Raw genomic sequence first — 25,917 nt, forward strand, 5'->3', positions numbered from 1 at the left:
CCGAAGGCAGCCCGACGGCAGCCCGACAGCCGAGGGCCGAGGGCCGAGGGTTCGGGGCCGCCCGCAGGCGTCAGTTCCCCGCCACCGGCACCAACCGGTACCCCTCCCCCTCCGCCACCACCCGGCCCGCCGTCGGCGGGGGGAAGTGGGTGCCCAGGAGGAGGGTGTCCGTGCCGACGAGGGAGGCGAGCAGGGCGCGGCGGGTGGCCTCCGAGCGGGCCGGGTCGATGTCGACGCAGGCGCCGAGGGCCGGGTGGGCGAACTGCACCGGGTGGTGGACGCAGTCGCCGGTGATGAGCGCGGTGGCGCCGCCGCTGGTGAGCCGGACGGCGACATGGCCGGGCGTGTGGCCCGGCGTCGGCAGCAGGCGCAGGCCGGGGGCGAGGTCGGTGCCGTCCGGCGGGACGTCGACGAGGTCGAGCAGGCCCGCCTCCTCCACGGGGAGCACGGAGTCGGCGAACATCTGCCGCCGGGGTCCGTCCAGGGCGTGCCCCGCCCAGAAGTCGCGCTCGGCGCGTGCGGTGACGTAACGGGCGTTGCGGAAGGTGGGGACCCACGCGCCGTTCACCTCACGGGTGTTCCAGCCGACGTGGTCGGTGTGCAGGTGGGTCAGGACGACCAGGTCGACGGTGTCCGGGGCGAAGCCGGCGGCGGTGAGCCGGTCGAGGTAGCCGGTGCGCAGGCCGTGCCAGGCGGGGTTGGCGCGGGTCTTGCCGTTGCCGATGCCGGTGTCGACCAGGACGCGCCGGCCGTCCGGTGTCTCGAAGGCGAAGCTGTGGCTGCCCAGGCGCAGGACGCCCGCCTCGTCGGCGAAGTCCGGGTGCAGCCAGTCCTGTTCGCGGACGAGGCCGGCGGTGGCTCCGGGCAGCAGCCAGGCGCCGGTCGCGGGCGGCAGCGGGGTCTCGTCGACGCGGTGGACGGTGAGGTCGCCGACGGTCCACGTGGGGGCGCGCATGGGAGGACTTCCCTTCAAAAGCTAATCGTTTGCTTTTAGGCAGGCTAGGCCCTACGGTCACCTAACGCAAATACTTAGCCTTAGCGCCGATCCCCCGGGAGAGCCACAGCCATGTCCCCCGACGACCCCGCCCCCTCCCCGGCGGCCCGCCAGGCCGCCCGGCACATCCACGCCGTCGTCTCGGTCCTGCGCGAGCTGGACCTCGGCGACACCCCGCCCGCCGCCGCCTACCGCGCCGAGGAGCCGAGCCATGACGCCCGCTGAGCTGACCCTCGCCGCCGCCGCGGACGCGATCCGGGAACGGCGGCTGTCGCCCGTGGAGTTGCTGGAGTCGGTACTCGACCGCGTCGAGGAGGTGGACCGGGACCTCGGCGCCTACGTCACCGTCACCGCCGACCGCGCCCGCCGCGCGGCGCTCGCGGCCGAGGCGGAGGCCGCCGCCGGACGCCTGCGCGGCCCGCTGCACGGCATCCCCATGGGGCTGAAGGACCTGATCGACGTGGCGGGGACGGCGACGTCCGCGAGTTCCCGGGTCCGGGACGGCCACCGCGCCGACGCCGACAGCACGGTCGCCGCGCGGCTGGCCGAGGCCGGCGCGGTCCTGGTCGGCAAGACCCACACGCACGAGTTCGCCTACGGGCTGACCACCCCGCAGACCCGCAACGCCCGGGACCGGGACCGGGTGGCCGGCGGTTCGAGCGGCGGCTCGGCGGTCGCCGTGGCCTCCGGTACGGCGACCTTCGCGCTCGGCACCGACACCGGCGGCTCGATCCGCGTCCCCGCAGCCCTCAACGGCGTCGTCGGCCTCAAACCCACGTACGGCCTCGTCCCCCGCCACGGCGTGACCTCGCTGTCCTGGTCGCTGGACCACGTCGGCCCGATCACCCGCACCGTCGAGGACGCCGCCCTCGTCCTGCCCGCCCTGACCGGACACGACCCCCGCGACCCGGCCTCCGTCCCCGCCCCGGCCCTCCACCACCCCGGGCCGGACCCGGACCTGACGGGCCTGCGCGTCGGCGTGCCGCGGAACTTCTACTTCGACCACGTCGACCCGGAGGTGGAGGCCGCCGTCCGCGGCGCCGTCGACCGGCTCCGCGACCTCGGCGCGCGGCTGACCGAGGTCGAGATCCCGCTGACCCGCTACGTCCAGGCGGTCCAGTGGGGCCTGATGGTGCCGGAGGCCACCGCCTACCACGAACGCACCCTGCGCGACGTCCCCGACCGGTACGCGGACGACGTCCGGGTGCTGCTGGAGGCCGGGGAGCTGATGTCCGCCGGGGACCATCTGCGCGCCCAGCGCGCCCGGACGCTGATGCGCCGGGAGTGGGCCCGGTTGCTGACGGACGTCGACGTGATCGCCGCCCCGACGGTCCCGCTCACCGCCGTGCCGTCCGGCCGGGAGACGGTCACCTGGCCGGACGGCACGGCCGAGACCGTCTCCGACGCCTACGTACGCCTGTCCGCCCCCGCCAACATCACCGGTGTCCCCGCGCTGACCGTCCCGGTCGGCCGCGACGGGGACGGACTGCCCATCGGGATGCAGCTGCTGGGGCGCCCCTTCGAGGAGGCGGTGCTGCTGCGGGCCGGGCACGCCTACGAGCGGTCGGCGCCGGCGTGGACGTCTCCCGGCACCCTTCACTTGACTGACTGACCACTCTCCTACATCCTGTACGCATGCCCAGGCCCAGGAGCGACGACAAGCGCGCGGCGATCATGACCGCCGCCACCCGGATCATCGCCGCTCAGGGGCTGGGGGCGGCGACGGCGGCGATCGCGAAGGAGGCCGGCGTCTCGAACGGGTCGCTGTTCACCTACTTCGACACGAAAGCGGATCTGCTCAACCAGCTGTACCTGGAGCTGAAGGGGGAGATGGGGGCAGCCGCGCTCGGCGGCCTGCCCACGGCCGACGCGCGCACCCAGCTGCTGCACATGTGGTCACGGTGGATGGACTGGGCGACGACCCATCCCCACAAGCGCCGCGCGCTGGCACAGCTCCAGGTCTCCGACGAGATCACGGCGTCCACTCATGCGTCCGTGGGCCGGACCATGACGGGCATCGGGGAGATCCTGGAGCGCGGCCGGGCGAACGGCCCGATGCGCGACACCCCGGCGACCTTGGTGTTCGCGCTGTGCAATGCCGTGGCCGAGGCCACCATCGACTACATCCTCGGCGACCCGGACCGCGCCGACGAACACAAGAAGTCCGGTTTCGAAGCGCTCTGGCGCATGATCGGCTGACCCGCCCCGGCTCCGCTTCCTCCCCTCCCCTCCCCTTCCCTCCCCTTCCCTTCCCTGTCGACGCACATCCACCAATGACTGATCAGTCAGTCACCTAAGTTGGACACCTGAGGAGTGCCATGCCCGACAAGGCTTACGTCATCACCGGCCCGACCTCCGGCTTCGGCCGCCGCACCGCCCTCGAACTGGCCCGGCACGGCACCGTCGTGCTGGTCGGGCGCGACGCCGCCAAGCTCGACGACGTGCGCGCACGCATCGAAGGCGGAGGCGGCGAGGCCGTGACCGTCGTCTGCGACCTCGCGGACCTGACGAGCGTGCGACGCGCCGCCGCGCAGATCACGGAGCTCGGCCTCCCGATCGCCGGCGTGCTCAACAACGCCGGCATCTTCCCCCACCGCCCCGGCACCAACGCCCTCGGCTGGGACATCGTCTACGCCACCAACCACATCGGGCCCTTCGTGTTCACCGAGACGCTCGCGCCCCACCTCGCAGACGGCACGCAGGTGGTGTTCGTCGTCTCGGCAGTGGAGGATCCGGAGCGCAAGCCGGCCACCCTGTCCGGTTTCCGCGGCGCCCGGTACATCTCCGCCGAGGCGAGCACCCGTGGCGAGTGGCAGCCCGGCGGCTCGAAACTGCCCGGCGCAGACGCCTACGCCACGTCCAAGCAGGGCAACCTGGCGACGGTGCTCGCCTTCGCCCGCGAAACACCCCGCCTGCGGTTCAACGCCGTCGAACCCGGCTTCGCCCCCGGCACGAACCTCGGCCGCGACGCCGGCCTGTTCCTGCGCCTGCTGTCGAAGTACGTGCTCTCGCCGCCGGCCCCGCTCATCAAGTACTGGACCAACCCGGGCACCGCCGCTCGCGTGATCACCCGGATACTCACCGACGAGTCGGACGCCACCGGCGTCTACTACGACGAGAAGGGACGTCCGATGCGGGGTTCCGCCCAGGTGCACGACCCGGCCTTCAACGCGCGGGTGGTCGCCGAGACCCGTGCGCTGCTGAAGACGGTTCCCGCCTGACCGGCCCGCCACGACTTCACTAAAGCCAGACGTTTGCGTTAACGCCGTACGATGGGCGGGTCGCCACGCGGTCGAGCAAGAGGTGGAGTCATGAGTCGCCGGCAGATGGTCCGCCCGGGCGGACGCAGCGCCCGGGTCCAGGAGTCCGTCCACGCGGCGGTACGGGAGCTGGAGGCCGAGGTGGGCCGGGACGCCCTCACCGTGCCGCTGATCGCCCGGCGCGCGGGCGTCACCCCGTCGACGGTCTACCGCCGCTGGGGCGACCTGCGGGAACTGCTCTCGGACGTGGCCGTCGAGCGGCTGCGCCCCGAGACGGAACCGGAGGAACTCGGCGACCTCGCCGCCGACCTCACGGCCTGGGCGGAGCTGTTCCTCGACGAGATGGCCTCCCCCGCGGGCCGCGCCTACGTCCGCGACGCCCTGCTCGGCGACCCGGACGGCAGCAACGCCGGCCAGTGCTCGGCGTACGCGGCCGAACAGATCGACGTCGTCCTCGCCCGCGCGACCGCCCGCGGCGAGACCGTCCCCGACGTCGAGACGGTCGTCGACCGCGTGGTCGCCCCCCTGATGTACCGCATCCTCTTCCGCCCGACCGGCCTGGACGCCGCGTACGCCCGGCGACTGGTGGCCGGGGTGCTGGGGCCGTCCGGCCATTGAGGAGGTCCGTGCGCGGAACGGACCCGGTACGGCGTGCCGGGTACCGTCGTTACCCCGTCAGAGCGCCGATCTCGACCGGGCGAGGGAACAGACTGTGCGTACCGCCACCGTGCCGGCCGACGGTGACCGAATCCGCCGGGCCGAGCGGCCGGGCCGGGAGCCGTCCCCCGTCCACGCGCACGGTCCGGCGGCGACGTCACCCGCCCGCTTTGCCGGGGCCGGGGCGTCCGTGACCGAGCGCCCGGACCGCGAGCGCCCCGTCACGCTGGACCATCCGGCGGCCTTCGCCCACACCAACCCGGCGGCACTCGATGGCTGACGCACACGACTGGACCCCCGACCCGGCGAGTCACGTCTACGTGTACGTGCAGGTCGTGCACCACATCGCCGAGCAGATCCGGTCCGGGCGGCTGCCCGTGGGCGCGCGGCTGCCCGCCGAGCGCGACCTCGCCGAGCAGTACGGCGTGGCCGTCAACACCGTCCGCCGCGCCATCCGCGAGCTGCGCGACCGGGGCCTGCTCATCACCGTCCCCGTCAAGGGAACCTTCGTGCGCGCGGAGGAATCCCCCGCCGACCCGCCGCAGGACGAAGACGACGACGCCGGCCGATAGCCCGTCCCGCCGCGTCTTGCCGCGTTCCGGCGCGACGCGCGCACCGGTGCGGCACCGTGGAGGGATGACCGTGCTCCCGCGCTACGCATACGTGAAGCTGGCAGACGCCATCGCCGCCGAGATCGCGTCCGGCAAGCTGCCGCAAGGGGCGGCGCTGCCGGGCGAGCGGGCCATGACGGGGCTGTACGGCGTCAGCATCGGCACCGTGCGGCGGGCCGTCGTCGAGCTGCGCAGGCGCGGGCTGGTCGCCACGCTCCCCGCGAAGGGAACCTACGTGATCGGCACCCCCGAAGCGCCCGCCGATCCGGCCGGGGGCGCGGCGGACACCGGCGAGTGAGGGAGCCCCTCGCGCCCCAGCTCCTCCTCCAGTTCCGCCAGCGCCCGCCGCGCCGCCTCCACGCGGCGCAGCAGCAGCCGTTGCCGTTCCTCGTCCGCCCGCTCCGGCGCCACCGCCCCCCGCCCGTCCATCTCCCGGGCCTCCTCCAGGGACGTGATGACGACCCCGATCAGGACATTGACCAGCACGAACGAGGCGAGCAGCACGTAGGAGCCGTAGTAGAGGAGGCTCCAGCGGGAGATGTCCAGGCCCGCGTGGACCGCGTCGCCGATGCCGTCCAGGGTCATCAGCAGGAAGAGGGTGAGGACGGCGCGGCCGATGGAGCCGTAGTGCCCGGGGTCGTGCCGGCCGAAGAAGACCCAGCCCACCATGGCGTAGACGTACAGCAGCAGCGCGCCGACCAGCAGGAAGCTGAGCGTGCCGGGCAGGCTGCGGGCCACCGCGACGAGCACGACGCGCAGTTGCGGCAGGAAGCGGGCGGTGCGCAGCACGCGGGCCAGGCGCAGCAGCCGCAGGACGGTGGTGTTCTCGCGGACGACCGGCAGGAACGCGCACAGCACGACGGCGAGGTCGAAGAGGTTCCACGGGTCCTTGAGGAAGTCCCGGGGGCGGTCGGCGTGCGCGGCGAGCCGCAGCGCGATCTCGGCGGTGAAGGCGGCCAGGCAGACGTGCTCGGCCAGCCATAACCAGGGCCGCCACGCCGCCACCAGCCCGGAGTACGTCTCGACGCCCAGCAGCGCCGCGTTGGCGAGGATCAGGGCGAAGACGGCGACGGCGAACCACCGCGCCTCGACGACGGCACCGCACCGCCGGGCCAGGACCGTACGGGCCGCCGTACCGGCCGGGGGAACGTACTGCTCGGACATCCTGCCGCCTTGCCTCCTCCGCACGCGCTACCGCCTCGCGTGATCATGCTCCGACCAGGCAATTTCTACAGCACTGTAGTGAGCTACGTAGGTGATCTTCGCCTTCCGTTCACCGGACCGTCGGCCAGAACCCGTCCCGGGGTGGCACCATCCGGCTTCCCAGTGGACGTATCTGGACGTACCGGAGGAACGATGCTGCCGAAGAGAACCTGCGCCGCGCTCGCCACGCTGGCCGTGACCGCGGGCACCCTGGCGGGTACCGCCTACGCGGGGACGGGGAAGGGCGCGGATCACGGCTCGCGGCAGCAGTCCGCCTTCGCGCGCACCGCCACCTACCCGGTCTTCCAGAACCGGCCCGCCGGTGAGGACGCCACCGCCCAGACCGTCGCCGAGATATCCGCGGTCAGCGAGGACGGCCGTACGCAGGTCTACACCGACGCCGCCGCGGGGCGCATCGGCTTCCTCGACATCAGCGACCCCGCCGCCCCCAAGGGCCTGGGCACCCTGTCCCTCGCCGAGCTGGGCGACGCGGAGGACGAGCCGACCTCCGTCACCGTCGTCGGCCAGTACGTCCTGGTCGTCGTCGACACCAGCGCGAGCTACACCGAGCCCTCCGGCCGCCTGGACGTCATCTCCCTGCGCGACCGGAAGCGGGTGGCCTCCCACGACCTGGGCGGGCAGCCCGACTCGATCGCGCTCAGCAAGGACAAGCGGTACGCCGCCATCGCCATCGAGAACGAGCGCGACGAGGAGGCCACCCCGGCCGGCGGCGAGGAGGGCGACCTGCCGCAGACACCCGCCGGATTCGTGCGGATCGTCGACCTCAAGGGGGCGAAGCCCGCCGCCTGGGGCCTGCGCAAGGTCGCGCTGACCAACGCCGACGGCTCCGCCCTCCCCGCCCTCACCGCCGCCGGCATCGCCGCGCCGACCGACCCCGAGCCCGAGTACGTCTCCGTCAACAGCCGCGGCCAACTCGTGGTCACCCTCCAGGAGAACAACGGGATCGTCCTCGTCGACCTCCCCACCGGCCGCGTCACCAAGGCGTTCAGCGCCGGCACGGCGACCGTCACCGGCATCGACACCGTCGAGGACGGCGTCATCGACCAGACCGGCTCGATCACCGACGTCCCCCGCGAGCCGGACGCCGTCGGCTGGATCGACGACCGCTACCTCGCCACCGCCAACGAGGGCGACTGGAAGGGCGGTACGCGCGGCTGGACCGTCTTCGACAGCCGCACCGGCAAGGTCGTCTGGGACGCCGGCAACAGTTACGAGCACCTCGCCGCCCGCTACGGCCTGCTGAACGAGGGCCGTTCGGAGAACAAGGGCACCGAGCCGGAGGGCCTCGCCGTCGCCACGTACGACGGTGTCCGGTACGCCTTCGTCGGCTCGGAGCGCTCCAACTTCGTCGCCGTGTACGACGTCAGCAAGCCCACCGAGCCGGTCTTCAAGCAGGTCCTGGAGACGACCAACGGGCCCGAGGGCCTGCTGCCGATCCCCTCCCGCGGCCTGTTCGCCGTCTCCAGCGAGGAGGACGACGCCGACGCGGGCGTCCGCGCCACGGTCACCCTCTTCCGCCTGGGCAAGGCCACGGCCGCGAACACCGCCCCCACCCTCTCCTCCGCCACCTCCTCGGGCACCCCCGTCGGCTGGGGCGCGCTCAGCGGCCTGTCGGCCGTGCCGGGCCGCGACGACGAGGTGTACGCGGTCACGGACGCGGCCTACGCCGACACCCGCATCCTCACCGTCGACACCCACGGCAAGCAGGGCGCCGTCATCGAGCGCGCGCTGACCGTCAAGGACGCGGACGGCGAGGCCACCGGCTACGACGCCGAGGGCGTGTACGCCCGTCCGCGGGGCGGCTTCTGGCTGGCCGTCGAGGGCGAGACCGGTGCCGGCAACAAGCTCGTCCGCCTGGACCGCGACGGCGTCACCCGCCAGACCGTCGCCCTCCCCGCGGAGGTCGCCGCCGGCCTCGGCTCACAGGGCTTCGAGGGCGTCACCGCCACCACCGACGCGCGCGGCCACGAGATTCTCTGGACCGCCCTCCAGCGCCAGGCGAAGGGCGACCCGGAAGGCGTCGTCCGCCTCGGCCGCTACGACGTGACGGCCGGCACCTGGAGCTGGTACGGCTACCGGCTCTCCACCACGGCCACGGACGGCGACTGGATCGGCCTCTCCGAGATCACGGTCGTCGGCGACAAGCTCGCCGTCATCGAGCGCGACAAGCTGAACGGCCCGGCGGCGCGGGTCAAGCGGGTCTACACCGTCCCGCTCCCGAAGACCGCCGCCCCCGCCGGCACGCTCCCCGTCCTCCCCAAGACCCTCGCCCACGACGTCCTGCCCGACCTGCGGGCGACCGACGGCTGGACCCAGGAGAAGCTGGAGGGCCTGACCGTCGCCGGCAACGGCCGCGTCTACGCCGTCACCGACAACGACGGCCTGGACGACTCCACCGGCGAGACGGTCTTCCTCGACCTCGGCAGCGGCCGCCAGGTCTTCGGCCGCTGACCTCCTGCACCTCCCCCCGGGTCGGTTAGCGTGTGGTCCCGCTGTTCCGGTCCGGGGGGGGGACTCAGGTGAGAAGGCTGTTGCCGGCCGGCGTGCCGGTGTCCGACGTCGGCGTCGCGCTGCTGGTCCAGGCGGCGATGACGATGCCGTTCGTGGTGCCCCGCGCGCCGGAGCTGGAACCGGCGACCCGTACTCCGTCGGCCTGTCGATGAAGAGGCTCGGCGGGCGCGAGGTGTGGGGCAAGACCGGCGGCCGGTGGGGCTGCAACGCGGCCGTCTCCGCCACCCGTGACGGCTCCCGCACCCTCGTCTACGGCGTCAACTCCACCGACGCCAAGGGCGAGGGGATGAACGAGGTGGCTCAGGCGCTGATGGTGGCGGCCTACGGCAGGCCGTGAGCCGCCACCGGGGCCGCTCAGTTGTGGTGCGGAGACGTCAGGTAGTGCTGGCGGAGCAGCTCGCGGCCGTAGTCGTTGCCGTTGGGCGTGCGGATGATGGAGTGGACGTGCAGCTGGGTCGGGGTGCCCTGGGTGGAGTCGTAGGCGCCGCCGAGGGGGCCGGGGCCCTGGCAGTCGACCTCGATCCAGACCACGGGGCTCTGGACGCGGACGTAGAAGGCGGAGTCGTCGGCGATGCCGCCGGCCCAGGTGACGTACGTTTCGTCGAGGTGCTGGGTGATCTCGGCCATCCGGACCTTCGCGGCGTCCGCCTTGGCGCGGTCCACGAACGCCCCGGCGATGGCGAGGAGCCTGGTGCGCTGGGCGGCGTTCAGGGTGTCGCAGCGCAGACCCTCGTACGCCTGGACCGCGTTGTCGGAGAACGCGCCCGCCTTCATCGACTCGGACGACTTGGTGTCGGAGGCGATGGCGGTCTTCCGCTGGGCGGAGGAGAGGGAGTTGATGAAGGCGAGGCTCGCCTCGACCTCCTCGTGGCAGACCTTCACGGTCGTCCCGTCGATCTCCATCTCGGTCGGCTCCGAACCCCAGAAGCAGGGGCTCATCACGACCTGGTCGCCCAGCACGAAGTAGTTGATCACCAGGTGGTGGCCGTCGAACTGGAAGCCCCAGGGCTCGGTGGCCGACGGGGTGCCCATCACGGTCCAGTAGTAGGCGTCCTCGTTGAAGGCGTCCGTGTTGCCGATCGCCTCGCCGGCCGCCTGGTTGATCTGGCGGATCTTCTCCGTCGTCTCCAGGCCGTCGGCGCTGAGGGCCGCCTTGAGCAGGGCGGTGCCCAGGGCCTTCTGTTCGTCGGTCAGGTCGGCGAGGGAGACGCCCTGGCGGGAGTAGCCGTCGACGTTGCTCCACAGGCGCCACTCGGTGGAGTGGACGGTGAACTGGGTCGACGTCCGCTGGTCGTCGGTCAGGCCGGCCAGGAAGGCTGCCGCCGCCGTGATGACCGGGTCCGTGGCGACCTTGGTGGAGTGGATCGAGTACAGGTCGTCGATCCGCTTGCCGTCGGTGGTCAGGCCGAAGAAGTCCTCCGTGATGGTCTGGTTGCCGGGGCCGCCCGCTCCCCCGCCCGGGGCACCGCTCGGCGCGGCCGAGGGCGAGGCGGAGGCCGAGGCGTCGGCCGTGGTGGTGTCGTCGGCCAGAGCCGCCCAGGCACCGGCGCCGCCCATCGTGGCGACGGCCGTCGCGCCGGACGCGAAGAAGACCTTGCGCATGAAGGAACGGCGGTCCGCGTGGGCCCGGCGGCCCGTCTCCCGCTGCGGCTGCTCCCCGGTGTCGAGCTCGGTCATCGTCGCTGGCTCCCTTCAGTCCCGGCCCGCCCCTACGGCCGGCCGCCTGATCGCCACCCTGGTCCGCCCAACTGAGGCCTGGCTGAAATCCCCGGACATTCACAGGTGGTGGACAGCGGGGCGGCGCCCGGCAGCGTCACCGTGAACTCCGTACGGCCGGGCTCGCTCTCGACGGTGACCCGGCCCCCGTGCGCCCGGGTGATCGCGGCGGCGATGGCCAGGCCCAGCCCGGAGCCGCCGTTCTCGCCCGGCTTGCGGGAGCGGGAGGTGTCGGCGCGGGTGAAGCGTTCGAAGACGGACGGGAGCAGGGCGGGCGGGATGCCGGGCCCGTCGTCCCGTACCCGGACCTGGCGGGTGCCGGCCGGCGTCGCCTCCACGGTGACGTCGACCCGGGTGCCGGGCGGGGTGTGCGCGCGGGCGTTGGCGAGCAGGTTGGCGACGACCTGGGTGAGCCGGGCCGGGTCGCCGGTCACCACGACCGGGCCGTCCACGCGCAGCGCGAGCCGCCAGTCGTGGCCGGCGCCCGCCGCCCGCGCGTCCCACACCGCCTCCGCGACCAGGGTGGCGAGGTCGACCTCGACCGCCTCCAGCGGCCGGCCCTCGTCCAGCCGGGCGAGCAGCAGCAGGTCCTCGACCAGCACGGTCATCCGGGCGGACTGCGCGGAGACCCGGCGCCACGCCAGGCCCGGCTCGATGTCCGCCGCGCCCCGGCCCATCAGTTCGGCGTACCCGGCGATCGAGGCGAGCGGGGTGCGCAGTTCGTGGCCGGCGTCGGCGAGGAAGCGGCGCATCCGCTCCTCGCTGCGCCGCCGCCCGGCCAGCGAGGACTCGACGCGGTCGATGAGGTGGTTGAGGGCGGCGCCCACCTGCCCGGCCTCGGTGCGCGGGTCGGTGTCCCGGGCGGGCACCCGGGTGAGGCGGACGCCCTCCCCGCACTCCAGCGGGGCGCCGGCCACCGACGCGGCGGTCGCCGCCACCCGGCCCAGCGGGCGCAGCTCGCGGCGGATGACCACCGCGCAGACACCGCCCGCGGCCAGCAGCCCGGCGCCGGCGATGACCGCCTCGGTCACGGCCATGTGGTCGACGGCGTGCTGGACGTGGTCCATCGGGAGCCCGGCCAGCACCGGCGCGGCCTCGCCGGCGACGGCGGTCACCCGGTAGGTGCCGAGGCCGGGGACGGTACGGGTGTGCAGGGTGCCGTCGACGGCGAGGCCGGCCAGCGCGACGCGCTGCGCGGCGGTGAGGACCGTCCGGTCGCCGTCCCCGGTCACCACCTCGGCGGCGGTGACCCGCCCGGCGTCGTCGGCCGGGTCGAGGCGGGCCGCGACGGCGCCGGTGGTCTGTCCCTCCTCACTGAGGTAGCTCAGGTCGGTGGCGCCGCCCGTGCGGTGGCGGGCGGCGCCCTGCGCGTGCTCGGCGGCGTCCCGCACCCGCTGGTCCAGGTCGGCCAGCAGGTGGGCGCGCTGCACCAGGATCGTGGTGACGCCCATCGCCGCGCACACGGCGCACAGCACCACGGAGGTGAACAGCACCAGCCGGGCCCGCAGCGAGAGGCTCTTCAACCGGGGGGCCTTCAGCCACGGGCCCTTCGGCCGCGGGTCCTTGAACCGCCGGTCCTTGAACCGCCGGTCCTTGAACCGCCGGTCCTTGAACCGCGGGGCCTTCGGCCGCAGGTCCTTGAACCGCGGGTCCTTCCGCCGCGGGTCCTTGAACCCCCGGTCCTTCCGCCGCGGGCCCTTCGTCTGCGGGTCCTTCAGCCGCAGCGACCGGCCCTTCAGCCCGCCCGGCACGGGCCGCACGTCGCGGCGACCGCCCGGCATGAGGCCCGCGTCGGGGGCGGCGCCCCACCACCGGCCCGGCAGCAGCCGCGCGACCCGCAACCGGGCAGGCCGGGCAGCGACCCGCCCCGGGCCCGGCCAGGACCTCGCCTCGCGCCCCCGGCCCGGCGCAAGCCGCGCATCCCGCCACCGGCCCGGCACAAGCCACGCGACCCGCCCTCGACCCGGCACGCCGCCCACATCAGGACCGGCGCCCCGCCTCCGGCCCGGCGCAAGCCGCGCGCCCCGGAGCCGGCCCGGCCTCCGCCCCGGCGCGCCGCCCGCGCCGAGGCCGGTGCCCCGCCACCGGTCCGGCACGACGCTCATGTGCCGTCACCGGCGGCCCGCAGCACGTAGCCGGCGCCGCGCACCGTGTGGATCATCGGTGCCCGTCCCTTGTCGATCTTCGCGCGCAGGCCGTAGATGTAGACCTCCACCAGGTTCCCCTCGCTGTCGAACGCCCCGCTCCACACCTCGCCGAGGATCTGCGCCTTGCTGAGCACCTGGCGCGGATGCCGCATCAGGAACGCGAGCAGGTCGAACTCCTTGGCGGTGAGCGCGATCGGCTCCCCGGCGCGCTGCACCGTCCGGGTCTTCACGGACACCACCAGGTCGCCGAGGGCCAGGACGGACCCGTCGGCCGCCGTCTCCTCCTCGGCGCCGGACCGGCGCAGCAGCCCGCGCAGCCGGAGCATGACCTCCTCCAGCGAGAACGGCTTGGTCACGTAGTCGTCGGCGCCCGCCGACAGCCCTTCGAGGCGGTGGTCCAGCGCGTCGCGGGCGGTCAGCATGAGCACCGGCAGCCGCGCGTCCTCGTAGCGCAGCCGCCGCAGTACCTGGAGGCCGTCCAGGTCGGGCAGCATCCAGTCCAGGACGACGGCGTGCGGGGCGCAGCCGCGGGCCAGGGTGAGGGCGCTGCGGCCGTCCCGGGCGAGGAACGGCCGCCAGCCGGCCTCGGTGACGGCCCACGCCAGCAGTTCGGTCAGTTCGGGCTCGTCGTCGACGATCAGGACCCGGACCGTGCCCGGGCGGGCGGTGGGGACTCCACGGACGGCAGGCATACTCACACCCTGTCCCGGAACGCTGAGAGCTCCCTGTGGGCCACCCGTCGCACGGCCGTGAAGCGGGCCGGCGCCTCGGGGGTCACCCGAGCGGGCGTCTGTGACGCCTGTGGCGTTTGTCTCCCCGGGGGCGGGCCCCGCACCGGCCCGTACTCCCGCTCCCGGCCGCGCTTCCGGAGGCGTCGCGCAGGCGTCGTGGGAGGTCACGGCCGTACGGGCACGGTCCGGACCCGGGCCCGGTCCGGCGACCCTGCACCGCGAACGGGGCAATATCTGTGCCGACGACGTAAGAAATTTTCGTGACGTCCGGTGAATATTCCCGGAAAGGGTACGCGGGCGGCCCTGGGCTGCGGAAATCCCCGCTCCCTGCGCCGATCGTGCCGTGCTAGTGTCGACATCAGTTGCAGTTGGTTGCCAGTCTTTCCGACGGGGTGATCATCGCGGCGACCGAAGTACACACAGGGTGTGCTTCGTGCACCGTCCTCCAAAGGAGATTCTCATGGCTTCCGGCACCGTGAAGTGGTTCAACGCCGAAAAGGGCTTCGGCTTCATCGAGCAGGACGGCGGCGGCCCCGACGTCTTCGCCCACTACTCCAACATCCAGGCCCAGGGCTTCCGCGAGCTCCTGGAAGGTCAGAAGGTGACGTTCGACATCGCGCAGGGCCAGAAGGGCCCGACGGCGGAGAACATCGTTCCCTCCAACTGACGACGCCGTCAGTCAGCTGACGCGTACTTCACAGCTGGGGCCCGCACCGTGGGGTGCGGGCCCCAGCTCATTGCATTCCGGGGATTTCAGGGGTACAGGGCTTCAGGAGTTTCAGAGGTCTCGCGTTCTTCCGAACTTTCAGAGACTTCAGGGAATTTCAAGGATTTCCCTCCCGTTCAACGGAACGGACTCGACCATCGGTCACCGGTCCGTGTATCCATCCCCCTGTCCCCTCGCCTCCCGGCCCCATCGCTCCCGGCTCGTTCTCGCGATTCTCTGCGCCGTTTCACCGCTGCGGGAATTCCCTGGCACGTGCCGCGTCAAGGAAGGTTCCGTATGAACCGTGCACGTGCCGACCGCCCGTACGACCGCTCCGGCTCCGCCGGCAAGCGCTCCGGCGGGCCCCGCCGCCGCCCCCAGGGCGGAGGCGGACGCCGTCCCTCCGCGCCCCAGGGCGGCGAGTTCGCGCTGCCCAAGACGATCACGCCCGCGCTGCCCGCGGTCGAGTCGTTCGCCGAACTCGAGCTGCCCCCGCGGGTGCTGGCCACCCTCACCGCCGAGGGCATGACCGTCCCGTTCCCCATCCAGGCGGCCACCCTGCCGAACTCCCTGGCCGGCCGGGACGTCCTCGGCCGCGGCCGGACCGGCTCGGGCAAGACCCTGGCCTTCGGCCTCGCGGTGGTCACCCGTACCCAGGGGCAGCGCGCCGAGTCGAAGCGCCCGCTCGCCCTGGTCCTGGTCCCCACCCGGGAACTGGCCCAGCAGGTCACCGACGCGCTCACCCCGTTCGCCCGCTCCGTCGCGCTGCGGCTGGCCACCGTGGTCGGCGGCATGTCGATCGGCCGGCAGGCCGGGGCGCTGCGCTCCGGCGCGGAGATCGTCGTCGCGACGCCGGGCCGGCTCAAGGACCTCATCGACCGCGGCGACTGCCGCCTCGACGACGTCGCCGTCACCGTCCTGGACGAGGCCGACCAGATGACCGACATGGGCTTCATGCCCCAGGTCACCGCACTCCTCGACCAGGTACGCCCGGACGGGCAGCGACTGCTGTTCTCCGCCACCCTGGACCGCAACGTCGACCTGCTGGTCCGCCGTTACCTGTCGGACCCGGTGGTGCACTCCGTCGACCCGTCCCAGGGCGCCGTCACCACGATGGAGCACCACCTGCTCCACGTACTGGACGACGACAAGCAGCGCACCGCCACCGAGATCGCGGCCCGCGACGGCTCGGTGATCATGTTCCTGGACACCAAGCACGCGGTGGACCGGCTCACCAAGCACCTGCTGAAGAGCGGCGTCCGCGCGGCGGCCCTGCACGGCGGCAAGTCCCAGCCGCAGCGCACCCGCACCCTCGCCCAGTTCAAGAGCGGCCAGGTGACCGCGCTGATCGCGACCAACGTCGCGGCCCGCGGCATCCACGTCGACAACCTCGACCTGGTCGTCAACGTCGATCCGCCCGGTGACCACAAGGATTACCTGCACCGCGGTGGCCGTACCGCCCGTGCGGGCGAGTCCGGCAGCGTGATCACGCTGGTCACGCCCAGTCAGCGCCGGGAGGTCACCCGGCTCGTGTCGGCGGCCGGGATCGTCCCGCAGGTCACCCGGGTACGGCCGGGCGAGGAGGAGCTGAGCCGGATCACCGGCGCCCAGGAGCCCTCCGGCGTCCCCGTCGTCATCCCCGCGCCCACGCCCTCCCCGGAGCGTCCGCGGCGTGCGCAGTCCGGCGGGGGGTCGGGTTCCGCGCGGCGCGGCCGTCGCCGTTCCGCGGCCGGCGGCCGGACCGGCGGCGGTGCGCCGCGGCGGCAGGGGACGGGCGGCGCCCGCTGACCCGTACGGCCGCGACGCACCGGTTCATCGGCTCGATCGGCTCGATCGGTTCATCGGCTCGATCGGTTCATCGGCTCGATCGGCTCGATCGGTTTCATCGGCTCGATCGGTTTCATCGGTTCAACCGGCTCGATCGGTGCAATCGGTTCAATCGGTTCAATCGGTTTCATCGGTTTCATCGGTCTGAGTAGCTGAAGTCGCCCACGGTCCAGGCGCTGACGTCCCTGATCGCCACGCGGTACATCCCTCCCGTCTCGGGAATCCCGAGACTGCCCTGGAGGATGCGCGCGAGGTGGAAGTGCAGATGCGTCGGCGCCTGTCCGTCGGGCCGTTCCCGCTCCTTCTCCCGCTGTCGGACGAAGGCGTCGGAGAACGGGCTCAGCCGGTCGGAGGCGCGCAGCACCTCCGCCACCCGCTCCCTCCAGGTGGCTTCCGGAGCCAGGCGGCCGGTGATGACGGCGCCCTGGGCGACAACGGTCAGTGACATCTGATTGCTCGGCTCCGACTCCACCATGGCGGCGATGGAGACGAGCAGCTCATCAGGGTTCGGCATGGGATCGAGTCTATGGGTCACCCGTAGGAGCCCGGCCGCCGCGGCGGCTTTGCGGCCCGATGGTGTTGAATTCCCCAGGGGCCCGGCGCCGTACGGCGCCGGGCCCCTGGACGCGTTGCACTACGAGGTGACATGACAGCAGGCAATCCGCTCAGCGAACGGCTGGACGACGACGACTACCCCGCGTACACCATCGGCCGGGCCGCCGAGATGCTCGGCACCACCCCCGGCTTCCTGCGGGCCCTCGGGGAGGCTCGTCTGATCACCCCGCTCCGCTCCGGGGGAGGTCACCGCCGGTATTCGCGCTACCAGTTGCGGATCGCCGCACGGGCCCGCGAACTCGTCGACCAGGGCACCCCGATCGAGGCCGCCTGTCGCATCGTCATCCTCGAGGACCAGTTGGAAGAGGCGCAGCGCATCAACGCGGAGTACCGGCGCGCGGCCGGTGAGAAGACGGGCGGGACCGGCTGAGACGGGCGCCCCGCTTCTCGTCCCGGTCGGGGCGAGAGGCGGGGCGAGAGGCGGGCCGGCGTGCCCGGAGGTCAGACGTGGGCCGGTTCCTCGGCACGCTGTGCCGGGGGCGGGGTGCCCGGGACTGCGGGCCCGGTCGCGGAGCGGTGCGTGACCAGGAGCAGCGCTACGAGGATCAGCTGCATGCCGATGATCAGGGCCTGGGTCACCGGGGTGTCCACGCCCAGCAGGATCATCGTCGTGTTGACCGCGAAGTGCACGGCGATCGAGGCGACCACACCGGCCCGCTGGTAGGCGCAGGTGACCAGCATGGCCATCGGGATGTTGCCGGCGGCGAAGAGCACACCGCCGGGGGTGGCGAGACCCAGGTCGTGCTGGACGGTCCCGTCGATGAGGAACAGCGGCAGGTGCCACACGGCCCAGACGACACCCAGGATCAGAGTGACCGGGAAGAGTCCCATCGTGGCGCGCATCCTCGGGTACGCGGTGCCGCGCCAGCCCGGCTCCTCCGACAGGGGGCCGGAGACGATCATGCTGACCAGGAACGCCGCCGGGCCGCCCATGCCGTTCATCACGTCCTTGGCGTCCGTCCAGCTCAGCGCGGGGCCGCCCGCGACGTGCCCGATCGCCGCGGCGACCAGCACGGCCGCCGAGGCCAGCACCATCAGCAGCAGCGCCCAGGGCAGGGCGGCCGGGCGGTAGCGCACCGCGTGCGGCGGGACCGGCTCGCCCCGGCGGCGGCGCCGGACACGGATCACCAGGGCGCCGATCAGCGGGCCGAAGGCGCCGAGGAGGAAGGGCGCGTACGCGGGCTCGCCGCCTGTCGCCGGTCCGCCGATCGCCATCGCGCCGCCCCAGGAGGCCCAGCTCACGGCGAAGGCGATGACCATGAAGAGGATCAGGTCGGCGCGGCGGCGGTCGGGGGTGGCGGGGTTCTGGGAGGGGACGGACGTGTGTGATGTGGGCATGCCAAATCATCCTTTGCCGGGTGTCCGGAGAGGTTTGTGTGGGGAGGGGGGTGCCCGCGGGGGCGCCCGAGGTCAGGAAGCGGCCGTGCGCCCCTCGGCCGGGGGCTCCGCCGGGGCCGCGTCCAGCCGGCGGGCGAGCCACTCGGCGACGAGGTCGAGCAGGCCGGCGTCGACCGGCTCGCGCAGCAGCCGGCGGTAGCCGTTCAGGGTGGGGCGACCGGGGTCGCGCCGCAGGACGTGGGTGAGGTCGGCGACGCGGTGGGTCTCGGCGCCGCCGGGGACCAGCCGGGCGATCTCCTTCAGGTCGTCCGGGTCGACCTGGAGGTCCTTGTCGCCGGTGACGGCGAGGACGGGGGCGTCGATGGCGGCGAGGTCGTCCCGGCTGTCATGGGCGAGCAGCTCCCGCAGCCAGCGGGCGTTGACCTTGCTCCCGGCCACCCGCGCCACATCCGTACGGGTCCTCTTCACCCGGGCGAGGACCAGGCCGCCCAGCCCCGCCAGCGGCCGGCGCAGCAGCCGGACGGGGGCGGGCATGCTCGCCACGACGGAGCGGCCCTGCCAGCGGAAGGCATCCTCGCCCAGGTCGGCGAAGCCGGCCAGCAGCACCACCGCACGCAGGTCCGTGCGGGCGGCCAGGGACATGGCGTGCAGCGCGCCCTCGCTGTGGCCGATCACGCCGACCGCGTCCGCGCGGACGTCGGACCGGTCCGCCAGGGCGCGCACGGCCGCCGCGGCGTCCCGGCGGTTGTCGGTGAAGCCGGCGGTCCGCCAGTCGCCGGGGGTGGCGCCGTTCCCGCGGCGGTCGTAGCGCAGGGTGGCGATCCCCCGGGCGGCGAGGGCCTCGGCCACCGGCCGTGCCAGGTCCATCCTGAGCTTCGGGGCGTTGCCGTCCCGGTCCAGCGGGCCGGAGCCGTGCAGCAGCAGGACGGCCGGGTGCGGGCCGGGACCGGCGGGCAGCGTCAGGGTGCCGGCCAGCGGGGTCCCGTCGTCCGCGGTGACCGTCATGTCGATGTCGGGCAAGGCTCCGCCCCTTCGTCGCGCGGTTCGTTCGTTCTCCGTCGTGCGCTGTTCGTTCTCAACAACGAGAACGTTATCAGATATGAGATCATGAAGTCATGGCTACCGCGAACCTCCTCCTCCACCCGGTCCGGATGCGCATCCTCCAGACCCTGGTCGGCGCCGGTGAACTGACCACCGCCCAGCTCAGGGAACGCCTCCCGGACATCGCGCCGGCGACCATGTACCGGCACGTCGCGACCCTCACCAAGGCCGGCATCATCGAAGTGGTCCAGGAAAGACCCGTACGCGGGACGGTCGAACGCAGTTACCGGGTCCGGCAGGACGCGGCCCTCGTCGACCAGGACGCCCGCGAGGCCATGACCAAGGACGACCACCGGCAGGCCGTCACCGTCTTCACCGGGGCGCTGATGGACGGCTTCGACCGTTACCTCTCCCGGGACGACGCCGAACCCGCGCGCGAGGGCGTCCTCTACCGGCAGGGCGCGGTGTGGGCGACCCCCGAGGAGTTCACGGACCTGGTGGCGGAACTGGAGGCCCTGGTCGCCCGCCGCACCCACCACACCTCCGGCGACGGCCGCACCCGGCACATCATCAGCCTCGCCCTGGTGCCCGACAAGGCCGGGGAGACTGGGGAGACCCGGGAGGCCGGGGAGTCCGGAGAGTCCGGAGAGTCCGGAGAGTCCGAGGAGACCGGGGAAGCCGGGGAGACCCGGGAGGCTGGGAAGACTCGGGGGGCTTGGGAGACCCGGGAGGCCGGGGAGTCCGGGGAGTCCGGGGAGTCCGAGGAAGCCGGGGAGTCCGAGGAAGCCGGGGAGGCGGGTCGGGCGCCGGGCGCGGAAGGGTCGCCTCCGCCGCCCGCTGGCTAGTCTGCGCGCATGACCACCGAGCTGGTACTGCTGTCCGAAGTCCGTTGCCGCGGGAGGGAGATCACCGCCCCGCGGCCGCGCGGTCTGCTGGCCCTGCTGGCGGACGAGGTGCGCGCCGGATGCGGCACTGGCCGGCTGGTCGAGGGCCTGTGGCCGGACGAGCGGCCGGAGCGGCCGGCCAAGGCCGTCCAGGTACTGGTCTCCCGGCTCCGGTCGCAGCTCGGCGCCGACCTGATCGTGAGCACGCCGACCGGCTACCGGCTGGCGCTGGACGAACGGCAGGTCGACAGCTCCGCGCTCCTCCTGCACGAGGCGGCGAGCGCGGAACGGGCCGCGGCCGGGGACCACGCGGGCGCGCTGCGGGAGGCCGAGGCCGGTCTCGCGCTGTGGGACGGCACCGTCGGCGCCGGCGCGGGCGAGGACCTGCGCGATCCGGTGGTGGCGCTGCGCACGGCGCGCGCCGGGGCGTACCGCTCCCTGGTCCGCACCCGCGCACTGGCGCTCGCCCGCTGCGGGCGCCGGGCGGAGGCGACGGCACCGCTGACGGAGCTGGCCGGGGCGGCGCCGTACGACGAGGAGGTGCTGGCCGAGCTGCTGCGCTGCGAGGCCGCCGGCGCGGGCCGGGCCGCCGCCCTGACCCGGTACGAGAACCACCGCCGCAGGCTCCGCGACGAACTGGGCACCGACCCCGGGCGGGAGCTGAAGTCCGTCCAGCGGGAGCTGCTGGCCGCGGACGCGCCGCCGGTCCGCCACGGCGTGCCGCACGACCCCAACCCGCTGCTGGGCCGGGACGCCGACATCGCCGCCGTGTCCGCGCTGCTGCGCACCGCCCGGGTGGTCACCGTCGTCGGGCCCGGCGGGCTGGGCAAGACCCGGCTGGCGCACGCCGTGGCCCGGGCGGCCGAACAGCCCGTCGTGCACTTCGTGCCGCTGGCCGGGGTCACCGACGGCGCCGGCGTGGCCGGTGAGGTGGCCTCCGCGGTGGGCGCCGGGGAGGGCCGGCCGTTCGCCGGAGGCGGCCCGGACGTGGTGGGCGGCATCCTCACCGCGCTGGGCACCGGGCCCGCCCTGCTGGTGCTGGACAACTGCGAGCAGGTGATCGACGGCGCCGCCGACCTCGTACAGGCGCTGACGGCGCGGTCCGCGCGGCTGCGGGTGCTGGCCACCAGCCGGGCCCCGCTGGGACTGTCCTCCGAGTCCCTGTACGCCCTTCCCGAACTCTCCCCGGCCACCTCCGCCGCCCTCTTCGCGCAGCGGGCGCGGGCGGCCCGGCCCGGCGTGGAACTGGACGCCGACGCCGTCGCCGAGATCTGCCGCCACCTGGACGGGCTGCCGCTCGCCGTCGAACTGGCCGCGGCCCGGGTGCGGGTACTGTCCGTGCCCGACATATCCCGGCGCCTGAGGGACCGTTTCGCGCTGCTGCGCGGCGGCGCCCGGGACGCGCCCGAACGGCACCGGACCCTGCGGGCGGTGGTCGAGTGGAGCTGGAACCTGCTGGAGGACGACGGCCGGGCCGCGCTGCGGGCGCTGTCGGTCTTCCCCCGGGGCTTCACGGCGGAGGCCGCCGAGTATTTCCTGACCGGCACCGGCACCGGCACCGGCACCCACACCGGCGACGCCCTGGACCTGCTGGAGCGGCTCGCCGGGCAGTCGCTGCTGAAGGTGGACGACAGCCCCGCCGGGGTGCGCTTCCACATGCTGGAGACGCTGCGGGAGTTCAGCGCCGCCCGGCGCGCGGAGGCCGGCGAGGAGGAGGCGGTCACCGGCCGGTTCCTGGACTGGGCGCGGGACTTCGGACGCGCCCACCACGACGTGCTGTTCAGCGGCGACCCGATGCCCTCCTGGCACCGCATCCGCGCCGAGCAGGACAACCTCGTCCTCGCCCTGCGGTACGCCCTGGCCCGGTCCGACGGTCCCGCCACCGCCGCCCTGACCGCCGTACTGGCCTCCCTGTGGGCCACCGACACCCACTACGAGCGGCTCGCCGCCCTCGCCGTCGACACCGGCGGTCCGCTGTCCCGGTTCCGGCCCGGGCCCGAGGACGTCGAACCCGCCCGCACCGCGGCGACGGTGTGCGCGGCCAGCCTCTTCATGGGCTACGGCCCGCACGCCGTACGCCAGCTCGTCACCCTGCGCCGGCTGCCACCCGCCCCGCCGGACACGGTGCTGCGGGCGATGGCCCTCGTGCTGCGCGCGTTCCCGGAGATGCGCCCGCCGCGCTACGAGCGGCTGACGGAACTGTGCGAGGCGGACGAACCGCTGCTGGCCTGCCTCGCCTCCGGCACCGCCAGCTACCTCTGGCAGTCCCGGAACGAACCGGAGCGCGCCCTGGAGTACGCCCGCCGGATGCTGGACGCGCTCGGGCCGCTGGAGAACCCCGCGGTACGGCTGCTGTGCCACGGGCGGATCAGCGAACTGTGCCTGCGCGGCGAGCGGGGCGAGGAGGCGTACGTCCATCTGCGGGCCGCGCTGGACGCGTTCGGCGGGTCCGGGGACTGGACGGACGTGATCGGGGTCCGCTGGGGGCTGGTGCTGGCCTGCCTCCAGCGCGGGGAGACGGACGAGGCGGAGTACTGGCTGCGGCTCGCCTCCCTGGACCGCACCGTCTCGGACCCCGCCGCCGTCTACACCCCCGACCTCGTGGCCCGCGCGGAGATAGCGCTGGCCCGGGGGCTGACCGAGGTGGGGCTCGGGCTGTGGCGCCAGGCGGTGGAGCGGCTGCGGGAGGACGGGGCGCAGTACGCCGGCGACCCGTTCATGGACCCCTGGTCGCTGGAGGTGCGGTCGGCCGCGGTGGCGGCGCACGCGCTGCACGGGCGGCCGGCGCCGGTGGCGGGGCTGGTGGCGGAGTTGCGGGGGGAGCTGCTGGGGATGCTGCCGGGGACGGGGACGGGGGACGCCTCCACCGGCGGGGGCCCTGCCGATGCCCTCGGCGGTGGCCCCGCCGAACTGCCGCCGTACGGCACGGCGTTGCTGGCGCTCGGGCTGGCCGGGCTGGCCTCGGGGGACACGGAGGCCGTGCGGCTGGTGGCGCTGGCGGAACGGCTGCCGTTGGTAAGGGAGTTCCCCGCCCTGTCCGCCGCGCGGGCCCGGCAGGCCGCCGAGGACGCCGACCGGGCGGCGTACACCGAGGCGAGGTCGGCGTACGCCGCCCTGGGGCGGGAGGAGCTGCGGGCGCGGGCGGCGCGGGAGCTGCTCAGCGCCGCGGCTCGCGCGTGAACAGGGCCCTGGACCAGGCGTACCCGAGCACCACCAGCCCCAGCGACCAGCCCAGTGCCAGCACGGCGTTCGTGGTCCCGATGCCCGTGCCGGACAGCAGTCCGCGCAGCGTCTCGATGACCGGCGTGAACGGCTGGTACTCGGCGAACCAGCGGAACCAGCCCGGCATCGCCTCCACCGGCACGAACGCGCTGCCCAGCATCGGCAGCAGCACCAGCGGCATGCCGATGTTGCCGGCGCCCTCGGCGTTGGGGCTGGCCAGGCCGATGCCGACCGCGATCCAGGTGACGGCCAGGCTGAACAGGGCCAGCAGCCCGGTCGCGGCCAGCCACTCCACGGGCGTCGCGCCGGACCGGAACCCGAGGGCGAACCCGAGGGCCAGCACCAGCACCAGGGCGCCCAGCGTCTGGATCACGCTGCCCAGGACATGGCCGGTCAGCACGGAGGAACGGGAGATCGCCATGGTGCGGAACCGGGCGATGATCCCCTCGGTCATGTCCATCGCCACGGACACGGCGATGCCCAGGGCGGTGCCGCCGACGGTCATCAGCAGGATGCCGGGGAGCAGGTAGGCGAGGTACTCGGCGCGGTCGGGGCCGCCGCCGTCGATGCCGGCGCTCATCACGTCCCCGAAGACGTAGACGAAGAGCAGGAGCAGCATGACCGGGGTGAGCAGGAGGTTCAGGGTGAGGGAGGGGTAGCGGCGGGCGTGCAGGAGGTTGCGCCGCAGCATGGTCAGGTTGTCGCGCAGGGCGTGGGTCGGGGGCGTGCTCATCGGACGGTCTCCTCGGTCTTGGCGGGTGCGGCGTTGCCGGTCAGGGCGAAGAACACGTCGTCCAGGTCAGGGGTGTGCACGGACAGCTCGTCGGCCTCGATCCCGGCCGCGTCCAGCCAGTCGAGGACCGCGCGCAGCTCGCGCTGACTGCCGTCGCTGGGGATGTGCAGGGTGAGGGCCTGGTCGTCCCGCGTCGTCTCGCGCAGCGCCTCCGCGGCCCGCCCGTACGCCACCGGGTCGGCGAAACGCAGCCGCACATGCCCGCCCGGCACCAGCCGCTTCAGCTCCTCCGCGCTGCCCTCGGCGACGAACCGGCCGCCGTCCAGGACGGCGATCCGGTCGGCGAGCTGATCGGCCTCCTCCAGGTACTGCGTGGTGAGGAAGACGGTGACCCCGTCGGAGACCAGCTCCCGGATGATCCCCCACATGGTGTGCCGGGAGCGGGGGTCGAGCCCGGTCGTCGGCTCGTCCAGGAAGATGATCCGCGGGCCGCCGACCAGCGTCATGGCGATGTCCAGCCGCCGCTTCATGCCGCCCGAGTAGGTCGAGGCCGGCTTCTTCGCCGCGTCGACCAGGTCGAACCGCTCCAGCAGCTCGGCGGTGACCCGTCGCCCCTCCTCCTTGGACAGATGGTGCAGGTCGGCCATGAGCAGCATGTTCTCCTCCCCGGTGATCAGCCCGTCCACGGCGGAGAACTGCCCGGTGACCCCGATCGCGGCCCGCACCGCCTGCCCCTCGGCGACCAGGTCGTGCCCGGCGATCCGCGCGTGTCCGGCGTCGGCGGAGATCAGCGTGGAGAGGATGTTGACCACCGTGGTCTTGCCGGCGCCGTTCGGCCCGAGCAGGGCGAACACCGAGCCGGCGGGGACCTGGAGATCGATGCCGTCGAGAACGGTCTTGTCGCCGTAGCTCTTGCGCAGTCCGGCGGCGGAGATGGCGGGCTCGTGGTGCCCGGTGGCACGGTCTGTCGTCGTCATGCGAAGAGCGTGCGGGCGCGCCGGTTCAGAAGGGCTTCCGCCTGGTTTCAGCCGGACCGGCGACCGCGCGCGGCGCTGAAACCGTCTCCGAAAAACGGATGACACTTCGGGCCGAAGTGTCATCCGTTTTTCGGGGGAGGTGTGACTCAGGCCGTACGTCCCAGCTCGCACCAGACGTACTTCCCCCGACCACCCTCCCCGACCAGCGGCTGCCAGCCCCACCCGTCGGCACACGCCCGCACCAGCGCCAGTCCCCTCCCGTCCTCCGCGTACAGGGTCAGGTCGAAGGGGTCCGACGGCTCCGGCGGCGACGGGTCCGCGTCCCACGCGCCGATCCGGAGGACTCCGCTCCCCGACCAGCCGACCCTCAGCGCCGCCGGCCCCTCGGTGTGCCGTACGGCATTGGAGACCAGCTCCGCCGCGAGCAGCTCCGCCGTGTCGACGAGGCCGATCAGTCCGTGCATCGTGAGGATCAGCCGGAGAGTGCGGCGGCAGACGGTGACGGCACGCGGATCGTGCGGGATGTGGAGGGAGTACTCCCAGGGTTCGCACGGGGAGCCGGGTTCGGTTTCGGACATGCGGGTTCCTCCGTCGGTGAAGAGGCGGATCGAAAGCACAGGGTGCTCATCACGTCACCGACGGTAGGACCTAAATTTAGGTCCGAGCAAGCTGTTGCCGTAATCTTGCCCTCGAACGAGTCACCTCGGCTTGGCCGTTGGCGCG

26 protein-coding genes and 2 pseudogenes are annotated in these 25,917 nt (G+C 73.5%); 16 read left to right on the top strand and 12 right to left on the bottom strand.

What is annotated here, in order from left to right; translation table 11 throughout:
* Nucleotides 1-70: 70 nt before the first annotated feature.
* On the bottom strand, nt 71-955 hold the full coding sequence (locus J7I94_RS17550) for an MBL fold metallo-hydrolase (protein WP_215168056.1): 885 nt from the start codon (nt 953-955) through the stop codon (nt 71-73).
* A 111-nt stretch (nt 956-1,066) separates the two neighbouring features.
* On the opposite strand from J7I94_RS17550, the gene J7I94_RS17555 reads away from it, so the two are divergent.
* The 8 genes from J7I94_RS17555 to J7I94_RS17590 all read left to right on the top strand — a co-directional run bounded on the left by J7I94_RS17555 (nt 1,067) and on the right by J7I94_RS17590 (nt 5,820).
* Nucleotides 1,067-1,219 (top strand): hypothetical protein, encoded by a 153-nt coding sequence (locus J7I94_RS17555; protein WP_215168057.1) that lies wholly within the window; start codon nt 1,067-1,069, stop codon nt 1,217-1,219.
* The gene (locus tag J7I94_RS17560; RefSeq protein WP_215168058.1) at nt 1,206-2,606 is read left to right on the top strand and encodes an amidase; all 1,401 of its coding nucleotides are present in this window, start codon (nt 1,206-1,208) and stop codon (nt 2,604-2,606) included. The genes J7I94_RS17555 and J7I94_RS17560 overlap by 14 nt, the downstream gene beginning before the upstream one ends.
* 23 nt (nt 2,607-2,629) lie before the next feature.
* On the top strand, nt 2,630-3,193 hold the full coding sequence (locus tag J7I94_RS17565) for a TetR/AcrR family transcriptional regulator (RefSeq protein ID WP_215168059.1): 564 nt from the start codon (nt 2,630-2,632) through the stop codon (nt 3,191-3,193).
* A 119-nt stretch (nt 3,194-3,312) separates the two neighbouring features.
* Nucleotides 3,313-4,215 (top strand): SDR family NAD(P)-dependent oxidoreductase, encoded by a 903-nt coding sequence (locus J7I94_RS17570; RefSeq protein ID WP_215168060.1) that lies wholly within the window; start codon nt 3,313-3,315, stop codon nt 4,213-4,215.
* A 90-nt stretch (nt 4,216-4,305) separates the two neighbouring features.
* Nucleotides 4,306-4,872 (top strand): TetR/AcrR family transcriptional regulator, encoded by a 567-nt coding sequence (locus J7I94_RS17575; RefSeq protein WP_215168061.1) that lies wholly within the window; start codon nt 4,306-4,308, stop codon nt 4,870-4,872.
* Between the two features lie 94 nt (nt 4,873-4,966).
* Nucleotides 4,967-5,191 (top strand): hypothetical protein, encoded by a 225-nt coding sequence (locus tag J7I94_RS17580; protein ID WP_215168062.1) that lies wholly within the window; start codon nt 4,967-4,969, stop codon nt 5,189-5,191.
* Entirely contained in the window at nt 5,184-5,483 is a 300-nt protein-coding gene (locus J7I94_RS17585) for a winged helix-turn-helix domain-containing protein (RefSeq protein ID WP_215168063.1), read from the top strand. Before J7I94_RS17580 ends, J7I94_RS17585 begins: the two co-directional genes overlap by 8 nt.
* Nucleotides 5,484-5,547: 64 nt before the next feature.
* Nucleotides 5,548-5,820, top strand: a complete 273-nt coding sequence (locus J7I94_RS17590) for a winged helix-turn-helix domain-containing protein (RefSeq protein WP_215168064.1) — start codon at nt 5,548-5,550, stop codon at nt 5,818-5,820.
* Here the strand turns inward: J7I94_RS17590 and J7I94_RS17595 are convergent.
* Entirely contained in the window at nt 5,754-6,686 is a 933-nt protein-coding gene (locus J7I94_RS17595; RefSeq protein WP_215168065.1) for an ion transporter, read from the bottom strand. The genes J7I94_RS17590 and J7I94_RS17595 overlap by 67 nt on opposite strands.
* 192 nt (nt 6,687-6,878) lie before the next feature.
* Here J7I94_RS17595 and J7I94_RS17600 point away from each other — a divergent pair, with 192 nt between their 5' ends.
* The 3 genes and pseudogenes from J7I94_RS17600 to J7I94_RS17610 form a co-directional block, all read left to right on the top strand.
* The gene (locus J7I94_RS17600) at nt 6,879-9,197 is read left to right on the top strand and encodes an esterase-like activity of phytase family protein (protein ID WP_215168066.1); all 2,319 of its coding nucleotides are present in this window, start codon (nt 6,879-6,881) and stop codon (nt 9,195-9,197) included.
* Nucleotides 9,198-9,265: 68 nt separating this feature from the next.
* On the top strand, nt 9,266-9,409 hold the full coding sequence (locus tag J7I94_RS17605) for a hypothetical protein (protein ID WP_215168103.1): 144 nt from the start codon (nt 9,266-9,268) through the stop codon (nt 9,407-9,409).
* A pseudogene (locus J7I94_RS17610) lies at nt 9,382-9,594 on the top strand (peptidase); the annotation flags it as partial. The gene J7I94_RS17605 and the pseudogene J7I94_RS17610, both read left to right, overlap by 28 nt.
* Nucleotides 9,595-9,611: 17 nt before the next feature.
* Here J7I94_RS17610 and J7I94_RS17615 read toward each other — a convergent pair.
* The 3 genes from J7I94_RS17615 to J7I94_RS17625 all read right to left on the bottom strand — a co-directional run bounded on the left by J7I94_RS17615 (nt 9,612) and on the right by J7I94_RS17625 (nt 13,812).
* Nucleotides 9,612-10,934 carry a DUF3500 domain-containing protein gene (locus J7I94_RS17615; protein WP_215168067.1) on the bottom strand — a complete coding sequence of 441 codons (1,323 nt, stop codon included), beginning with the start codon at nt 10,932-10,934 and terminating at the stop codon, nt 9,612-9,614.
* A 32-nt stretch (nt 10,935-10,966) separates the two neighbouring features.
* On the bottom strand, nt 10,967-12,424 hold the full coding sequence (locus J7I94_RS17620) for an ATP-binding protein (protein WP_215168098.1): 1,458 nt from the start codon (nt 12,422-12,424) through the stop codon (nt 10,967-10,969).
* Nucleotides 12,425-13,074: 650 nt separating this feature from the next.
* A complete protein-coding gene (locus J7I94_RS17625) occupies nt 13,075-13,812 on the bottom strand; it encodes a response regulator transcription factor (protein ID WP_215168068.1) in 738 nt (245 codons plus the stop codon).
* A gap of 499 nt (nt 13,813-14,311) precedes the next feature.
* On the opposite strand from J7I94_RS17625, the gene J7I94_RS17630 reads away from it, so the two are divergent.
* Together J7I94_RS17630 and J7I94_RS17635 are read left to right on the top strand one after the other, a co-directional pair.
* Nucleotides 14,312-14,518, top strand: a complete 207-nt coding sequence (locus J7I94_RS17630) for a cold-shock protein (protein WP_215168069.1) — start codon at nt 14,312-14,314, stop codon at nt 14,516-14,518.
* 336 nt (nt 14,519-14,854) lie between these two features.
* Nucleotides 14,855-16,345: a DEAD/DEAH box helicase gene (locus J7I94_RS17635; RefSeq protein WP_215168070.1), complete on the top strand. Its 1,491-nt coding sequence runs from the start codon at nt 14,855-14,857 to the stop codon at nt 16,343-16,345.
* Nucleotides 16,346-16,395: 50 nt separating this feature from the next.
* Here J7I94_RS17635 and J7I94_RS39015 read toward each other — a convergent pair whose 3' ends face one another.
* Both J7I94_RS39015 and J7I94_RS17640 read right to left on the bottom strand, forming a co-directional pair.
* Entirely contained in the window at nt 16,396-16,524 is a 129-nt protein-coding gene (locus J7I94_RS39015) for a hypothetical protein (RefSeq protein ID WP_285442637.1), read from the bottom strand.
* The gene (locus J7I94_RS17640) at nt 16,521-16,898 is read right to left on the bottom strand and encodes a hypothetical protein (RefSeq protein WP_215168071.1); all 378 of its coding nucleotides are present in this window, start codon (nt 16,896-16,898) and stop codon (nt 16,521-16,523) included. Before J7I94_RS17640 ends, J7I94_RS39015 begins: the two co-directional genes overlap by 4 nt.
* 132 nt (nt 16,899-17,030) lie before the next feature.
* On the opposite strand from J7I94_RS17640, the gene J7I94_RS17645 reads away from it, so the two are divergent.
* Nucleotides 17,031-17,369 (top strand): MerR family transcriptional regulator, encoded by a 339-nt coding sequence (locus tag J7I94_RS17645; protein WP_215168072.1) that lies wholly within the window; start codon nt 17,031-17,033, stop codon nt 17,367-17,369.
* A 71-nt stretch (nt 17,370-17,440) separates the two neighbouring features.
* On the opposite strand, the gene J7I94_RS17650 is transcribed toward J7I94_RS17645, so the two are convergent.
* Together J7I94_RS17650 and J7I94_RS17655 are read right to left on the bottom strand one after the other, a co-directional pair.
* Complete coding sequence (locus J7I94_RS17650) at nt 17,441-18,337, bottom strand: CPBP family intramembrane glutamic endopeptidase (protein ID WP_251075300.1); 897 nt, start codon at nt 18,335-18,337, stop codon at nt 17,441-17,443.
* Nucleotides 18,338-18,409: 72 nt separating this feature from the next.
* Nucleotides 18,410-19,357, bottom strand: coding sequence for a S9 family peptidase (locus J7I94_RS17655; protein ID WP_215168073.1), 948 nt, complete (start codon nt 19,355-19,357; stop codon nt 18,410-18,412).
* A 95-nt stretch (nt 19,358-19,452) separates the two neighbouring features.
* On the opposite strand from J7I94_RS17655, the pseudogene J7I94_RS17660 reads away from it, so the two are divergent.
* Nucleotides 19,453-19,992: pseudogene (locus tag J7I94_RS17660) on the top strand (helix-turn-helix domain-containing protein); the annotation flags it as partial.
* A 240-nt stretch (nt 19,993-20,232) separates the two neighbouring features.
* Nucleotides 20,233-23,442, top strand: coding sequence for a BTAD domain-containing putative transcriptional regulator (locus tag J7I94_RS17665; protein ID WP_215168074.1), 3,210 nt, complete (start codon nt 20,233-20,235; stop codon nt 23,440-23,442).
* Here J7I94_RS17665 and J7I94_RS17670 read toward each other — a convergent pair.
* The 3 genes from J7I94_RS17670 to J7I94_RS17680 form a co-directional block, all read right to left on the bottom strand.
* Nucleotides 23,420-24,217: an ABC transporter permease gene (locus J7I94_RS17670; protein WP_215168075.1), complete on the bottom strand. Its 798-nt coding sequence runs from the start codon at nt 24,215-24,217 to the stop codon at nt 23,420-23,422. The two genes, J7I94_RS17665 and J7I94_RS17670, sit on opposite strands and share 23 nt — an antisense overlap.
* The gene (locus tag J7I94_RS17675) at nt 24,214-25,194 is read right to left on the bottom strand and encodes an ATP-binding cassette domain-containing protein (protein ID WP_215168076.1); all 981 of its coding nucleotides are present in this window, start codon (nt 25,192-25,194) and stop codon (nt 24,214-24,216) included. Before J7I94_RS17675 ends, J7I94_RS17670 begins: the two co-directional genes overlap by 4 nt.
* A gap of 146 nt (nt 25,195-25,340) precedes the next feature.
* Complete coding sequence (locus J7I94_RS17680; RefSeq protein WP_215168077.1) at nt 25,341-25,772, bottom strand: ATP-binding protein; 432 nt, start codon at nt 25,770-25,772, stop codon at nt 25,341-25,343.
* Nucleotides 25,773-25,917 lie beyond the last annotated feature (145 nt).

The sequence above is a fragment of the Streptomyces sp. ISL-12 genome (assembly GCF_018614415.1).
Classification (GTDB): domain Bacteria; phylum Actinomycetota; class Actinomycetes; order Streptomycetales; family Streptomycetaceae; genus Streptomyces.